The 14,147-nt window shown below is 74.0% G+C and carries 14 protein-coding genes; 7 read left to right on the forward strand and 7 right to left on the reverse strand.

The window, feature by feature from the left end:
* Positions 1–159 precede the first annotated feature (159 nt).
* The gene (locus tag ABZ172_RS26300; RefSeq protein ID WP_356887136.1) at positions 160–996 is read left to right on the forward strand and encodes an aldo/keto reductase; all 837 of its coding nucleotides are present in this window, start codon (positions 160–162) and stop codon (positions 994–996) included.
* A gap of 150 nt (positions 997–1,146) precedes the next feature.
* Here ABZ172_RS26300 and ABZ172_RS26305 read toward each other — a convergent pair whose 3' ends face one another.
* The 3 genes from ABZ172_RS26305 to allB all read right to left on the reverse strand — a co-directional run bounded on the left by ABZ172_RS26305 (position 1,147) and on the right by allB (position 4,245).
* Positions 1,147–1,476, reverse strand: a complete 330-nt coding sequence (locus ABZ172_RS26305; protein WP_356887138.1) for a putative quinol monooxygenase — start codon at positions 1,474–1,476, stop codon at positions 1,147–1,149.
* Between the two features lie 307 nt (positions 1,477–1,783).
* The gene (alc, locus tag ABZ172_RS26310) at positions 1,784–2,899 is read right to left on the reverse strand and encodes an allantoicase (RefSeq protein WP_356887140.1); all 1,116 of its coding nucleotides are present in this window, start codon (positions 2,897–2,899) and stop codon (positions 1,784–1,786) included.
* Between the two features lie 2 nt (positions 2,900–2,901).
* A complete protein-coding gene (gene allB / locus ABZ172_RS26315; RefSeq protein ID WP_356887142.1) occupies positions 2,902–4,245 on the reverse strand; it encodes an allantoinase AllB in 1,344 nt (447 codons plus the stop codon).
* Positions 4,246–4,577: 332 nt separating this feature from the next.
* Here allB and ABZ172_RS26320 point away from each other — a divergent pair, with 332 nt between their 5' ends.
* Positions 4,578–5,378, forward strand: coding sequence for an IclR family transcriptional regulator (locus ABZ172_RS26320; RefSeq protein ID WP_356887144.1), 801 nt, complete (start codon positions 4,578–4,580; stop codon positions 5,376–5,378).
* A gap of 174 nt (positions 5,379–5,552) precedes the next feature.
* Here the strand turns inward: ABZ172_RS26320 and ABZ172_RS26325 are convergent, their stop codons facing one another.
* Together ABZ172_RS26325 and ABZ172_RS26330 are read right to left on the reverse strand one after the other, a co-directional pair.
* A complete protein-coding gene (locus tag ABZ172_RS26325; protein WP_356887146.1) occupies positions 5,553–6,233 on the reverse strand; it encodes an ABC transporter ATP-binding protein in 681 nt (226 codons plus the stop codon).
* A complete protein-coding gene (locus ABZ172_RS26330) occupies positions 6,230–7,372 on the reverse strand; it encodes an ABC transporter permease (RefSeq protein ID WP_356887148.1) in 1,143 nt (380 codons plus the stop codon). Before ABZ172_RS26330 ends, ABZ172_RS26325 begins: the two co-directional genes overlap by 4 nt.
* Before the next feature lie 110 nt (positions 7,373–7,482).
* Between ABZ172_RS26330 and ABZ172_RS26335 the strand changes: the two genes are divergently transcribed.
* Together ABZ172_RS26335 and ABZ172_RS26340 are read left to right on the forward strand one after the other, a co-directional pair.
* On the forward strand, positions 7,483–8,721 hold the full coding sequence (locus tag ABZ172_RS26335; protein ID WP_356887150.1) for a sensor histidine kinase: 1,239 nt from the start codon (positions 7,483–7,485) through the stop codon (positions 8,719–8,721).
* Positions 8,718–9,350 (forward strand): response regulator transcription factor, encoded by a 633-nt coding sequence (locus ABZ172_RS26340; RefSeq protein WP_356887152.1) that lies wholly within the window; start codon positions 8,718–8,720, stop codon positions 9,348–9,350. Before ABZ172_RS26335 ends, ABZ172_RS26340 begins: the two co-directional genes overlap by 4 nt.
* 119 nt (positions 9,351–9,469) lie before the next feature.
* Here ABZ172_RS26340 and ABZ172_RS26345 read toward each other — a convergent pair whose 3' ends face one another.
* Positions 9,470–9,787: a DUF5955 family protein gene (locus ABZ172_RS26345; protein ID WP_356887154.1), complete on the reverse strand. Its 318-nt coding sequence runs from the start codon at positions 9,785–9,787 to the stop codon at positions 9,470–9,472.
* Positions 9,788–9,974: 187 nt separating this feature from the next.
* Here ABZ172_RS26345 and ABZ172_RS26350 point away from each other — a divergent pair, with 187 nt between their 5' ends.
* The 3 genes from ABZ172_RS26350 (at position 9,975) to ABZ172_RS26360 (ending at position 13,468) form a co-directional block, all read left to right on the forward strand.
* On the forward strand, positions 9,975–10,580 hold the full coding sequence (locus tag ABZ172_RS26350; RefSeq protein WP_356887156.1) for a nucleotidyltransferase family protein: 606 nt from the start codon (positions 9,975–9,977) through the stop codon (positions 10,578–10,580).
* 254 nt (positions 10,581–10,834) lie between these two features.
* Positions 10,835–12,454 (forward strand): malate synthase A, encoded by a 1,620-nt coding sequence (gene aceB / locus ABZ172_RS26355; protein ID WP_356887158.1) that lies wholly within the window; start codon positions 10,835–10,837, stop codon positions 12,452–12,454.
* A 351-nt stretch (positions 12,455–12,805) separates the two neighbouring features.
* Positions 12,806–13,468, forward strand: a complete 663-nt coding sequence (locus ABZ172_RS26360) for a lysophospholipid acyltransferase family protein (protein WP_356887160.1) — start codon at positions 12,806–12,808, stop codon at positions 13,466–13,468.
* A 101-nt stretch (positions 13,469–13,569) separates the two neighbouring features.
* Here the strand turns inward: ABZ172_RS26360 and ABZ172_RS26365 are convergent, their stop codons facing one another.
* Entirely contained in the window at positions 13,570–14,064 is a 495-nt protein-coding gene (locus tag ABZ172_RS26365) for a TetR/AcrR family transcriptional regulator (RefSeq protein WP_356887218.1), read from the reverse strand.
* Positions 14,065–14,147 lie beyond the last annotated feature (83 nt).

Raw genomic sequence — 14,147 nt, forward strand, 5'->3', positions numbered from 1 at the left:
GGCCGCGCCGTCACCGGGCTCACCACCGAGCAGGACCGGGTGACCGGGGTGCGCCTGGAGACCGACGAGGTGCTGCCCGCCGACGTGGTGCGCCGCCCCGCCCTGCGCGCCGGCCCGTCCTAGGCTGGCGGGGACCGTACGCAGACGAAAAGGGAGACCATGAGCCAGACACCGCCCCCGGTCCGCACCCTCCACGACGGCAGCACCATCCCCGCGGTGGGCCTCGGCACCTGGCCGCTCGACGACGAGGCGGCGGAGAAGGCCGTCTCCGACGCGCTGCGGCTCGGCTACCGGCTCGTGGACACCGCACTGAACTACGGGAACGAGACCGGAACGGGCCGCGGCATCGCCCGTTCCGGGGTACCGCGGCAGGATCTCTTCGTCACGACCAAGGTGCCCGGCCGCCACCAGGGGTACGAGGAGACGCTGGCCTCGTTCGAGGTGTCACGGAGCAACCTGGGCCTCGACTACGTCGACCTGTACCTCATCCACTGGCCGCTGCCCCGGGTGGACCGGTACGTCGACACCTGGAAGGCGATGATCAAGCTGCGTGAGGACGGCCTCGTGCGCGCCATCGGGGTCTCCAACTTCACCGCGGAGCACCTGGAGCGGCTGGAGCGGGAGACGGGGGTACTGCCCGTGGTGAACCAGATCGAGATGCACCCGCTGCTCCCCCAGGAGGAGCTGCGCGCGGTGCACCGCGCCAAGGGCATCGTCACGGAGAGCTGGAGTCCGCTGGCCAGGGGGCGTCAGGTCCTGGAGTCGCCGGACGTGATCGCGGCGGCCGGGGCCCACGACGTGACGCCGGGCCAGGTGGTCCTGCGCTGGCACACCCAGCTGGGTGCGGTGCCGATCCCGAAGTCCGCCGATCCGGAGCGGCAGCGGCAGAACCTGGACCTGTTCGGCTTCGAGCTGACGCAGCAGGAGCTGGACCGGATCGGCTCCAGGCCGCCGCACCGGTTCGGCGGGGACCCCGAGACGCACGAGGAGTTCTGAGCCGGACGGCCGCGCGGGGCGGCCCCGGGCACGGGGTGCGGACAGCCTGGCCGGGGCGTGCGCGGGCGGGCGGGCCGGGGGCACGGCCCGCGGCCCCCGGCGGCGGTCACCCGCCGCGCGAGGCCGGGATCAGCGGTTGCGCGAGGCGGGTCAGCGGTTGCGCGGGGTGACCTCGGACATCCGGGACCAGTCGTCCCCGGGCACCTCGACGTTGACGATCTCCGGGACCTCGCTGACGAGCTCCGACATGGTGTCGATCGCGGCCTTGAAGTGCTCGGAGTTCACGTGCGCCACACCCGCTTCCTGCGAGGCGAAGGCCTCCAGCAGGACGAACTGGTCGGGGTTCTCCACGCTGTAGGACCAGTCGAAGAAGAGGTTGCCCGGCTCCTGACGCGTGGCGAGGGTGAACTCCTCGACGGCCGGGAGCCAGTTGTCCCGCTCGGCGCTGCGCACGGTGAACTTGACGGCGATGAAGATCATGGCGACTCCTGGTCGGGACGACGACGTGCCGACCAGGGTCCCACACGCCTGCGGACCGGACGTGAACCGGCGCCACGCGAACCCGGCGGCACCCGAAGCCGACGCCACGTGAACCCGGCACCGCCCGGCCACGGCACAACCTGGACCGGGCACCCCAGGGGCCCGGCGCCACACGAACCCGGCGCGACGTGAACACGGCACCCCAGGGGCCCGAGGCCGCGCGGACGCGGCGCCACGGCGGCACCCGGCCGCGGCGCCGGGTGAACCGGTCGGACCCGCCGGACCGGGTGAACCGGAACCGAGGTTCCTATCCGCCGAGTTGCTCGTGGCGGGCGGCCAGCCGCGCCGCCCCCTGCGCGGTCAGGGAACCGAGGAGCCGCAGCCGGGAGATCCCGCCGTCCGGGAAGATGTCGATCCGGGCGTGGGTGCCGCGCACGGGCTCCGGCAGGACGAACCGGTGGTTCGTGTCGGGCTGGAGGCGGGTGCGTGGCAGGAGGTCCGTCCACGCACCGCCCTCACCGTCGCCGACGGACACCGCCGCCCATCCCGCCGCGTTGCCCTTGAGGCAGGCGGTGTCGATCTCGACCGCCCGGATCTCCGCCTGCCCGGCCAGCCGGTAGCTGATCCAGTCGTTGCCCCTGTCCCGTCGGCGCCGGGTCTCCCAGCCGTCGTCCATCTGGCGGGACCTGCCCGGTGCGATGGTGTTGGTCGCCGGTGAGTAGAAGCGGTCGGAGGCGTCCTCGACCCCGCCACCGTTCTCCAGGGCCACCAGGTCGAACGTGCCGAGGGCGGTCAGCCAGGCGGGGTCGGGTGCCACCTCGCCGTGGACGCGCAGCCGGGCGATGCCGCCGTCGGGGTGCTGGTTGACCCGGAGATGGGTGAAGCGCCGCTCCGCGTGGACGGTGAAACCGTTGGCCGCGTGGCCGCCGACGGCCGTACGGGGGACGAGGGTTGTCCACTGCACACCGGGAGCGAGGAGGTCCTCGGGGGACGGCGAACCCGGCAGCGAGGTCGCCTCGACGGAGACCGCCCGGGGGTGGTTGCCGCGGAAGTGCGCCGTGTCGACGATCAGCCCGCGCACCACTCCGGGAGCACCGAGGCGTACGAGGGCCCAGTCGTGGTCCTCGTCGGCGGGGTGCGGTTCGGCGGCACTCGTGCCGCGCCGGCGGCGGGTCTCCCAGCCGTCCATGATCTTGCCCTTGTGGCCGAAGCGCTCGGGGTCGAACGCGGCGGGCTCCGGCTTCAGCAGGTTCTCGCGCTCGGCGAAGAACTCGTCGTTGGCCGCGATGACGCCCGCGCCGAGACGCCGGTCGGCCAGGTCCACGAGGTGGGTGAAGGGGAAGTCGGCGCTGCGGTAGTCGGCGTACGGGTCGCCGCCCCCGTAGGGGTTCGCGTCGCCGGTGAAGTGCGGTGTCGCCGACATGGTCAGTGGTTCCTCTCCAGCAGGCGGCCGGTGGGTGGAGTGAGTACGCCGTCGGCCGCGATCCGCTTCCCGCGCAGCCAGGTGGACCTGACGACGCCGTACAGGGTCTTCCCGGCGTAGGCGGTGACCTGGTTGCGGTGGAAGAGCCCGGCCGGATCGACGGTGAAGGTCTCGTCGGGGGCGAGGACCGCGAAGTCGGCGTCCCTTCCGGCCTCGACGGCCCCCTTGCGGGTGAGTCCGGCGAGGCCGGCCGGGGCGGCGGACATCCAGCGGACCACGTCGTCGAGGGTGTGGCCGCGCCGCCGGGCCTCGGTCCAGATCGCGGGCAGGCCGAGCTGGAGGGAGGAGATGCCACCCCAGGCGGAGGCGAAGTCGGGGGTCTTGAGGTCCGTGGTGCAGGGCGAGTGGTCGGAGACGATGCAGTCGATCGTGCCGTCCGCGAGCCCCGCCCACAGGACGTCCTGGTTGACGGCCTCGCGGATCGGCGGACAGCACTTGAACTCCGTCGCGCCGTCCGGGACCTCCTCGGCGGTCAGGGTGAGGAAGTGCGGGCACGACTCGACGGTCACGCGCAGGCCCTCGCGCTTCGCGGCGGCGATCTGCGGCAGCGCGTCGCCGGAGGAGAGGTGCAGCACGTGGACGCGGGCGTCCAGACGCCTGGCCTGGGCGATGAGGCCCTCGATCGCGGCGTTCTCGGCGTCACGCGGACGGGACGCCAGGAAGTCGGCGTACTTCCCGCCGCTCCTCTGCGGGGCCTCGGCCAGCTGGTGCGGATCCTCGGCATGCACGATCAGCAGGCCGCCGAAGCCGGCGATCTCCGCCATGGAACGGGCCAGTTGCTCCTGGTCCAGCTCGGGGAACTCCTCGACGCCGGAGGGCGAGAGGAAGCACTTGAAGCCGAAGACCCCGGCCTCGTACAGCGGGTGCAGGTCCTTCGTGTTCGAGGGGATCGCGCCGCCCCAGAAGCCGGTGTCGATGTGCGCCTTGGGGCCGGCCACCTGCCGCTTGACGCCCAGGTTCTCGACGGTGGTGGTCGGCGGGAGCGAGTTGAGCGGCATGTCGAGGAGCGTGGTGATGCCGCCGGCCGCGGCCGCCCGGGTGGCGGTCCAGAAGCCCTCCCACTCGGTACGGCCGGGGTCGTTCACGTGGACATGGGTGTCGACGAGCCCCGGCATCAGGACGTCGTCGCCGAAGTCCTCGACGCGGGCGCCGGCCGGCACTCCGGCGTCGTACGGCAGTACCGCCTCGATCTCCTCACCGGCGACGAGGACCGCAGCGGCGCGGGTTCCCTCGGGGGTGACGACGCGCGTCGAGCGGAGTACCAGCTTCACGTCCACCTCGGGCACCTGTGCTCCTCACTCAAGTTCAACGATTTGTTGAAGGAGTCTTCACTCGACGAGACGGCCCGTCAAGACCCCTCCTCCCCCACCGGACGCTCCGTGGACCACGCGTCACACTCTTTGGCTATTTCCACAAAGTAAAAACTCATTTTCGACAGGCGGAACGTAGAATGGGCCAGCAGCGGCGTCACCGCGCCTCGGCCCGAACACGGGCCTGATCGCCGACACCAGGACAAAACAGGTGCTGACCGGCGAGGACGCCGCACCGGGAGCAGTGGGCCGATCGGGAGCAGCCCGGTAGGCTGCTGCCTTGCCTCCGCTTCGAAAGGACCGTTGACGTGCCGCCGTCCCACGCCAGCACTTCCGACTCCAAGCCCACCGGTCCCAGCGGCGGTGTGCAGTCCCTGGAGCGCGCCTTCGATCTGTTGGAGCGCATGGCGGACGCCGGGGGCGAGGTCGGGCTCAGCGAACTCTCCGCGAGCAGCGGACTCCCGCTCCCCACCATTCACCGGCTGATGCGCACCCTGGTGGTGTGCGGCTACGTCCGCCAGCAGCCCAACCGGCGTTACGCCCTCGGCCCCCGGCTGATCCGTCTCGGCGAGTCCGCGTCGCGTCTGCTGGGCACCTGGGCGCGCCCGTACCTCCAGCGCCTGGTGGAGGAGACCGGCGAGACGGCGAACATGGCGCTGCTCGACGGCGACGAGATCGTCTACGTCGCCCAGGTGCCGTCCAAGCACTCGATGCGGATGTTCACCGAGGTCGGCCGGCGGGTCCTCCCCCATTCGACCGGTGTCGGCAAGGCCCTCCTCGCGCACACCCCGGCGGACGAGGTGCGCGCGCTGCTGGCCCGCACGGGCATGCCGGCGGCCACCGAGAAGACGATCACCACCCCGGACGGCTTCCTCGACGCGCTGGAACAGGTGCGGAGGGCCGGGTACGCGGTGGACGACAACGAGCAGGAGATCGGGGTCCGCTGCCTGGCGGTCTCGGTGCCGGACTCCCCCACCTCCGCCGCCCTCTCCATCTCCGGGCCCGCGGGCCGGGTGACGGAGACGGCGACCGAGCGGATCGTACCGATCCTCCAGCAGGTCGCGAAGGAGCTCTCCGAGGCGCTGGCGAGCAGCGGCCCGGCCGCCTGACACCGCGCCCCGGAGCCCCACGGCGGCCCGGCTGGGCGGCCCGGCCCGGCGGCCCCGCGGAGGGGTCAGGCGGCCCGGGCCGGCGCCGGGGCGCAGGACTCGCACCGGACGGACGGGAAGGCACGGCCCGGGCGGTTCGGACAGGGACGGGACCTTCGGACGGCGACGGGGCGGTCAGGCCGTGGCGGGGGCGGTCAGGCGGCCGTCCTGCATGGTCACCGTCCGGTCCACCCGGTCCAGGTGCGCGCGGTCGTGGGTGACCAGGACCGTGGCCGTCGACCGTTCACGGGTCAGTCCGGCCAGCAGGTCCAGGACCGCGGCGCCCCGTTCGTGGTCGAGTGCGCTGGTCGGTTCGTCGACGAGCAGCACCGCGGGCTCGTTCATCAGGGCCCGTGCGAAGGTGATCCGCTGGCGCTGCCCGCCCGAGAGCTGGTGCGGCCTGCGGTCGGCCCGGTCGGCAAGACCGACCGCGTCCAGGAGCTCCCGGGCGCGGGCCCGGGCGGTGCGCACCGGTCTGCCGGACAGATGCGCCATCACCAGGAGCTGCTCCACCGCGGTCAGCGACGGCAGCAGATTCGGCTGCTGGAAGACGATGCCGACGTGCTCGCGGCGCAGGGCCGCCTTCTCCGCACGGCCGAGTCCGGCGGTGTCCGTCCCCGCGACGACGACCCGCCCGCGGTCCGGGGTGACCAGTGTCGCCGCGACGGCGAGCAGGCTGGACTTCCCGGAACCGGAGGGTCCGACGACGGCGGCGAGCGTGCCCGGGGCCACCTCCAGGGAGACCCGGTCCAGCGCGGTCAGTCGGGTGTCACCGTCGGGGTAGGTGAGGGTGACGTCGGTGAGGGTGAGGGTCATCGGACGCTCCCGAGTGCGGTGAGGGGGTCGACGGCGGTGATCCGCCGGATGGACAGGGCGGCGCCGAGCACACCGAGGGCGATCATGACGGCGGCGGGCAGCAGGACGGTCGACGGGTCGAGGACGAACGGCACGGCGCCGTCCCCGCCGCCGACCAGGGCCCCGACGCCCACGGCGAGCGCGGTGCCGACGCCGGTACCGGCCGTCAGCATCACGACGGCCTGGCCGAGCGCGTCCCTCAGCAGATACGGGGTGGAGGCGCCCAGGGCCTTGAGCACGGCGACGTCCGCGCTGCGCTGGATGGTCCAGACGGTGAAGAAGGCCCCGACGACCAGGGCGGAGAGGGCGAAGAGGAAACCCCGCATCAGCTGGAGCGAGCCGTTCTCGGCCCGATAGGAGCCGATGGCGGTGAGCGAGGCGTCGAGGGTGAGCGTGCGGGTGCCGGCGGCCTCGTCGCCGGCCGCGAGGTCGGCGCCGTGCGTGGTCAGCGCGATCACGGTGGCCCGGTCCGCGCCCGGACCGGCCCGACCGCCCTCCCGTCCCCCGCCGCCCTCACCGTCTCCGCCGCGCTCCGTGTTTCCGCCGCCGAGGCCCTGCCAGTCGTCGAGCGAGGTCCACACCACCGGGGTGTGGCTGTACGAGGCGTCGCCCGCGACCGCGTCGACGGTCAGCGCGGTGCCGCCCAGCCGGACGGTGTCCCCGGCGCCGGCGCCCAGGCCGTCGGCGGCCTGCCGGGAGAGCACCACCCGGCCCGCCGCCACGGTGCCGGGTGCGAGGCCGCCGTCCGGCCTGACCCCGAACGCCGAGACCGCGGCGGTGCGGCGCCCGTCGCCGGCGGCGGCGTCCAGCGTGCGGATGCCGAGGGGCTCGGCGGCGGTGACGCCGGGCCGCCCGGCCCAGGCACGCCACGCGCGCTCCTCGACGGCCGAGTCGGCGAACGACACCGCCCGGCCGTCCGGCGGAGCGGCGAAAGCGAGCCGGTCGGCGTCCAGTCCGGTGACGGCCGAGGTGTTCTCCCTGGCCAGCCCGGCCGTCAGACCGGACAGCAGGCCCACGAGCAGTGTGATCAGCACCACGACGGTGCCCATGAGTGCGAACCGGCCCCTGGCGAACCGGAGATCTCTCGATGCGACGAACATGACTCCAGGCTCCGGCCCCGGGCCCGGACGGACATCGCGCGCGGGACGGGCCGGACATCAATCTTTCGGTTGACCGGCGGCGCGCCCGGCGGCCCTACGCTGGACGAACCATGGATTCGCGTACGCACACCCCCGTCACCACCGCGCTGCGGCTCTGCCTGCACGCCCTGCTGGTGGGGCTGCTCGTCCTCACCGCGGCCCGTTCGACGAGCGGGACCGCGGTCGTCGTCGTGGCGGGGGTGATGGCCGCGCTCTACGGTGCGGGCGCGGTGGCCCCCTTCGTGCGGCCCCGCACCCGGGCCGCCGCGGTCTGGCTCGCCGCGCTGGGCGCGGTGTGGCTGGTCCTGCTGGTCCTGTCGCCCGACGCCGTCTGGGTGGCCTTCCCGCTGTACTTCCTCCAGCTGCACCTGCTCCCGGTGCGGTGGGGCCTGCCGGCCGTGGCGGTCACCGCGGCCGCAGCCGTCGCCTGCTTCGTGCTGCACCACCGTGCGGTGACCCCGGGCACGTTCATCGGTCCGCTGCTCGGGGCGGCGGTCGCCGTCGCGACCGTGCTCGGTTACGACGCCCTGTTCCGCGAGAGCGAGCGGCGCCGTGAGCTCATCGAGGAGCTGGTGTCCACCCGCGCGGAGCTGGCCGAGGCGGAACGTGCCGCGGGCACCCTGGCCGAGCGGGAGCGGCTGGCGCGCGAGATCCACGACACCCTCGCGCAAGGGCTGTCCAGCATCCAGCTGCTGCTGCGGGCCGCCGAGCACGCGCTGCCGCCGGACGCGCCCGCCGGCGCCCATGTGCGCCGGGCCCGGGAGGCCGCCCAGGACAACCTCGCCGAGGCCCGCCGCTTCGTACGGGCGCTGAGTCCGCCCGATCTGGAGCACGGTTCGCTGGCCGCGGCCCTGTCCCGGCTGGCGGCCCGCACCTCGACGCCGGACCTCGCCGTGCAGTGCGCGGTCAGCGGTCCGCCGGTGGCGCTGCCCACCCCGTACGAGGTGGCGCTGCTCCGCACCGCCCAGTCCGCGCTGTCCAACGCGGTGCGGCACTCGGGGGCCCGGCGGGCGGAGATCACCCTCAGCTTCATGGAGACCTCGGTGTCCCTGGACGTCGTGGACGACGGGTGCGGTTTCGACCCGGACGCCGCGCGGGAGGCGCGACGGGACGCGGGGAGCGGCGGCTTCGGCCTGCCCGCGATGCGCGCACGGGCCCGTGCGCTGGGCGGCACCCTCAGCGTGGAGACCGCGCCGGGGCAGGGCACGGCGCTGGCCGCCACCCTGCCGCTCCCGCTCACCCGGGAGGGGCGCTCCGGCGCCGCCGCCACCGGCGGGAAGGCCTTCGCGGGCGGGGAGGCCGCCGCATGACCGGCCCCGTCAGGCTGCTGCTCGCCGACGACCACCCGGTGGTACGGGCGGGACTGCGGGCGGTCCTGGACACCGAACCGGACTTCGAGATCGTCGCCGAGGCCGCCACCGCGGAGCGGGCCGTGGCCCTCGCGGCGACCGGCTCCTTCGACGTGGTGCTGATGGACCTCCAGTTCGGCGGGGGGATGCACGGGTCGGAGGCCACCGCCGCCATCACCGCGGCGGCGGACGCGCCCCGCGTCCTGATCCTGACCACGTACGAGTCGGACGCGGACATCCTGGCCGCGGTCGAGGCGGGGGCGGCCGGTTACCTGCTCAAGGACGCCCCTCCGGAGGAGCTCGCGGCGGCGGTGCGGACGGCGGCCGCGGGCCGGTCCGCGCTCGCCCCCGCGGTCGCCCACCGTCTGATGGACCGGATGCGCGCGCCCGCCCGGGCCCTGACCGGACGCGAGCTGGAGGTGCTCCGCCTGGTCGGTGAGGGCCTGTCGAACCAGCAGGTCAGCAAGCGGCTGTTCCTGAGCCAGGCCACGGTGAAGTCCCATCTGGTGCACATCTACGCCAAGCTGGGTGTCGACTCACGCACCTCCGCCGTCGCCGTCGCCACCGCCCGCCGGCTGATCCGCCGCTGATCCGGCGGGCGGCCCCGTCCCACCGGACGCCACCGGCCGTGCCGACGGGCGGCACCGGTCGATCCGACGGGCGGCGCCCGCCGTCCCACCGGACTCCACCGGCTCGCCCGCCGCCGGTCTCACCGGCGGCGCGTCGGCTCCGCGAACAGGTCCACGGCGATACGCACGTCCCGCAGGCCGGACGCGAGCGCGCTGACCGAGCCGATCGCCCCCGCCACCAGCAGCAGCGAACGGCGGAGCCGGGGGACCTCGGGCCGCCCGCCGGCCGCCATGGCGTCGAGTGCGGCCAGCTCGTCCTCGGCGATGCCTCGGTCCGGGAACTCGGCCGGGTGCACGGCGAGTTCGCGGCGCAGCCGGGACACGGCCGTGCGCAGCTCCGTGACCCTCGGGTCGTCGCCGTTTCCCGTCGACCGCTCCCGCCCCACGCTTCGCAACAAAGCACTCCCCTCGCACGCCGTCGTGCCGGTACCGGCCTCACCCCGGGCGGTGGTCACGCGCCCGGCGAGATCCGCAGGCCGGTGCTGTCGGAGGTGGCGTGCGCCACGGTGCGGACAAGGGGCGAGGCTACCCGTGAGGGAGCACGGTCAATCCGCCGTCGTGGTGGCGCAGTGGTATCCAGGGCACATGGCTCACACTCAACGGATCCCCGTGGTCGCCGGGGTACTGCTCGCCGCGGGCGGCGGCCGTCGCCTCGGCGGCCGGCCGAAGGCGCTCCTGGAACACCGCGGCCGTCCGCTCGTCGAACACGCGGTCCGGGTGCTGCGCAACGGCGGCTGCGGTCCCGTCCACGTCGTGCTGGGCGCGGCGGCCGAGGAGGTGCGCGACCTGGCGGACCTCTCGGGGTGCGTGGTGACGGTCAACCCGGCGTGGGAGGAGGGCATGGGTTCCTCGCTCCGGGCGGGGCTGGCCGCCCTCTCCGGTTCGGACGCGGACGCGGCGCTCGTGCTCCTGGTCGACCAGCCGGGCATCGGGGCGGAGGCGGTGGCCCGGGTGCGTTCCGCCTACCGGTCCCGGCAGAGCCTGGCGGCGGCCGCGTACGACGGGGAGCGCGGGCACCCCGTGCTGTTCGGTGCCGACCGGTGGGCGGACATCGCGGCGGGCGCGGTCGGGGACCAGGGGGCGCGGGCCTATCTGCGCGCGCATCGCGACGCGGTGACGCTCGTCGAGTGCGCGGACGTCGCCCGGGCACACGACATCGATAAGGCGGCGGACCTGCGGCACCTGGAGTGAACGGAACGTGTCGCCCCTGGCACGCCGCGCCACCGCGACACCGCGTCTGTCGACCCGGAGAATCTCGACATCAACAAACCATTGAACTTCCACCATGAGGAAACTAATATCCACTGATCAGAAGCCCATGGTTCCGCTTCCGGTCCTCGGCGGTACCCATGGCCGTATCTCGGAGCCCTGGCACGCCGTGCCGTGCCGGGCGACCCGGCGGCCGTGGGATGCCGCCGCACCACCCGCTGAAGGAGTGACAGCTCATGTCCGCACCAGCGCCGTCCCCGCTGGCCATCGTCGATGCCGAGCCCCTGCCGAGGCAGGACGAGGTCCTGACCGATGCCGCCCTCGCGTTCGTGGCCGAGCTGCACCGGCGGTTCACGCCCCGGCGTGACGAGCTGCTCGCCCGCCGCGCGGAGCGCCGCGACGGGATCGCCCGCACCTCCACCCTGGACTTCCTGCCGGAGACGGCGGCGATCCGCGCGGACGACACCTGGAAGGTCGCCCCGGCCCCGGCCGCGCTGGACGACCGCCGGGTGGAGATCACGGGCCCGACCGACCGGAAGATGACCATCAACGCCCTGAACTCGGGCGCGAAGGTCTGGCTCGCCGACTTCGAGGACGCGTCCGCCCCCACCTGGGAGAACGTCGTCACCGGTCAGCTCAACCTGATCGACGCCTACACCCGGAACATCGACTTCACCGACCCGAAGTCGGGCAAGTCGTACGCCCTGAAGCCCGCCGAGGAGCTCGCGACGGTCGTCACGCGCCCGCGTGGCTGGCACCTGGACGAGCGCCACCTCCAGCTCGACGGCACCCCGGTGCCGGGGGCGCTGGTCGACTTCGGCCTCTACTTCTTCCACAACGCGCAGCGCCTGATCGACCTCGGCAAGGGCCCGTACTTCTACCTGCCGAAGACCGAGTCGCACCTGGAGGCCCGCCTCTGGAACGACATCTTCGTCTTCGCCCAGGACCACGTCGGCATCCCGCAGGGCACGGTCCGCGCGACCGTCCTGATCGAGACGATCACCGCCGCCTACGAGATGGAGGAGATCCTCTACGAGCTCCGCGACCACGCCTCCGGGCTGAACGCGGGCCGCTGGGACTACCTCTTCTCCATCGTCAAGAACTTCCGTGACGGCGGCTCGAAGTTCGTCCTGCCGGACCGCAACCTGGTCACGATGACCGCCCCGTTCATGCGGGCGTACACCGAACTGCTGGTCCGCACCTGCCACAAGCGCGGCGCGCACGCCATCGGCGGGATGGCGGCCTTCATCCCCTCGCGCCGCGACGCCGAGGTCAACAAGGTCGCCTTCGAGAAGGTCAAGGCCGACAAGGACCGCGAGGCGGGCGACGGCTTCGACGGCTCGTGGGTGGCCCACCCGGACCTCGTCCCGATCGCGATGGCCTCCTTCGACGCGGTCCTCGGCGACCGGCCGAACCAGAAGGACCGGCTGCGCGAGGACGTCTCGGTGGCGGCGGGCGACCTGATCGCCATCGACACCCTGGACGCGAAGCCGTCGTACGACGGCCTGCGCAACGCCGTCGCGGTCGGCATCCGCTACATCGAGGCGTGGCTGCGGGGCATGGGCGCGGTCGCCATCTTCAACCTGATGGAGGACGCCGCCACCGCCGAGATCTCGCGCTCGCAGATCTGGCAGTGGATCAACGCGGACGTGGTCTTCGAGAACGGCGAGCACGCCACCGCCGACCTCGCCCGCAAGGTCGCGGCCGAGGAACTGGCCGCGATCCGTGCGGAGACCGGCGAGGAGGCCTTCGCGGCCGGCAAGTGGCAGCAGGCCCACGACCTGCTGCTCCAGGTCTCCCTGGACCAGGACTACGCCGACTTCCTGACGCTGCCGGCGTACGAGCAGCTGCGCTGACACCTCGCGCGTCCGCGCACGCCCCCGGTGCCACCGGCGCCGGGGGCGTGCGCGTGCCGCAGGGCGACCGGCTCCGGACCGGCTTCGTCCGGGAGGACGGCGGGCCGGCACCTCTCACCGGCTCCTCCGGGACGGCCCGGAACGCCGCTCCCACCGGGCGGGGTGCGGCGCTCCCCGCGTGCGGCGGCCCTTCCCTCCGGCCGGCCCTCGCCATGGTCGACCCGACCCGCACCACCCCCTCCGCCGTCGACGGGCCGCCGGACAGGGGAAGATGAGTGCGGCTACTCAGGCTCCGGGCGCTCCCCCGGCCGACGATGGGTACGTCATCCGATCGAGCTCAGGAGCCCGGACATGCTCAGCCGTCTCGCCGACGCCCTGGTACCCGCCTTCGGCCGCCTCACGGTCACGGCGGACGCGGGCGCCGTACTCGCCCCCGGCAGCATCGTCGCCGCGAACCACACCTCACTGGCCGATCCCGCCGTCGTCCTCGCCGCGCTGCACCGCCTCGGGGCCCGTCCGGTCGTGATGGCGGCGGCCGGGCTGTGGCGGGTGCCGGTGCTCGGCCGGGCGCTCGCCCGGGAGGGGCACATCGCCGTCCACCGCGGTGACCGCCGCGCGGCGAACGCCCTGGACGAGGCCGCCGAGGCCCTCGGGCGGGGCCGACTGGTCCTCATCTACGCCGAGGGCGGCATCCCGCGCCGGACGGACGCCGCGGAGGCGGCGCCCGAGGCCTTCCGCAGCGGCCTGTCCCGGCTCGCCCGGCTGACCGGGGCGCCGGTGGTCCCGGTAGGCCAGGCCGGTGCCCGCCGGGTGACCTCGGGAAGCGTGCCCAAGCAGCTCGCGGGCCTGTTCACCGCGCCGCTGCGCCGCCCGGACCTGCACGTGCACATCGGCGAACCGCTCGACCTCTCACCGCACGGAGCCGACCGGACCGAGCGGGCCCGCACCGCGGTGACGGCCGCCTGGCGGACGGCCGCCACCCGGCTCGGGGAGCCCGCCGCCCTCGCCGCCTGAGGAGCGTTGCCGAGGAGCTCCCCCGGGACAGCCTCCGCCGCGGGCGCCGCCGCCCGTCGAGCCCTCGCCCCTGCGGGAGCGCGCAGGGGAGCCGGGAGTGCTCAGGGCACCAGGAGCCCGACGGCGACGGTCAGCCGGTCGAGGTAGGCCTCCCGTGACGCGACCTGGTGCTTGAGGCCGATCGACGCGCTGATCATCGTCTGTGCGACGGGCACCGCCGCCTCGCGGCCCGAGTCGGCGGCGATCGCCTCGGTGATCAGCTCCTCGAAACGCCGCGGCGCGGTCACGACGATCTCGCCGAGCAGGGCGGGACCGTCCTCGGCGACGGCCGCGACATCGCGCGACAACGGGCCGATGGTGCGGCCCGCCCACCGGTCGAACGCCTCGACGAGCCGCTCCGGGAGGGGGCGCCCGCGGTCGGCCAGGGCCTGCTCGGCCGCGGCGAGGTCGCGCTCCAGGGTCTGGGTGACCGCGGCCCGGAACAGGGCCTCCTTCGACGAGAAGAGGAAGTAGAGCCCGGGCCGGGAGATGTGCGCCGCCCGCGCCACCTCCTCCATCGAGGTCTTCCGGTAACCGAAGCGGGTGAACACCGTCATGGCCGACTCCAGGACCATGGCCCGACGGTCGTTCCCGGCGGCTGCGGACGGCGGGTGGCCGGGGTCAGGACTGCTCATGGGGC

The sequence above is a fragment of the Streptomyces sp. NPDC006296 genome, from assembly GCF_040613235.1.
GTDB lineage: Bacteria > Actinomycetota > Actinomycetes > Streptomycetales > Streptomycetaceae > Streptomyces.

Coding starts and splice junctions, on each gene's coding strand:
- ABZ172_RS26330 (WP_356887148.1), bottom strand. CDS start 7,372: ATGTTCGTCGCATCGAGAGATCTCCGGTTCGCCAGGGGCCGGTTCGCA.
- ABZ172_RS26365 (WP_356887218.1), bottom strand. CDS start 14,064: ATGACGGTGTTCACCCGCTTCGGTTACCGGAAGACCTCGATGGAGGAG.
- ABZ172_RS26325 (WP_356887146.1), bottom strand. CDS start 6,233: ATGACCCTCACCCTCACCGACGTCACCCTCACCTACCCCGACGGTGAC.
- alc (WP_356887140.1), bottom strand. CDS start 2,899: ATGTCGGCGACACCGCACTTCACCGGCGACGCGAACCCCTACGGGGGC.
- ABZ172_RS26335 (WP_356887150.1), top strand. CDS start 7,483: ATGGATTCGCGTACGCACACCCCCGTCACCACCGCGCTGCGGCTCTGC.
- aceB (WP_356887158.1), top strand. CDS start 10,835: ATGTCCGCACCAGCGCCGTCCCCGCTGGCCATCGTCGATGCCGAGCCC.
- ABZ172_RS26360 (WP_356887160.1), top strand. CDS start 12,806: ATGCTCAGCCGTCTCGCCGACGCCCTGGTACCCGCCTTCGGCCGCCTC.
- ABZ172_RS26305 (WP_356887138.1), bottom strand. CDS start 1,476: ATGATCTTCATCGCCGTCAAGTTCACCGTGCGCAGCGCCGAGCGGGAC.
- ABZ172_RS26340 (WP_356887152.1), top strand. CDS start 8,718: ATGACCGGCCCCGTCAGGCTGCTGCTCGCCGACGACCACCCGGTGGTA.
- ABZ172_RS26300 (WP_356887136.1), top strand. CDS start 160: ATGAGCCAGACACCGCCCCCGGTCCGCACCCTCCACGACGGCAGCACC.
- ABZ172_RS26350 (WP_356887156.1), top strand. CDS start 9,975: ATGGCTCACACTCAACGGATCCCCGTGGTCGCCGGGGTACTGCTCGCC.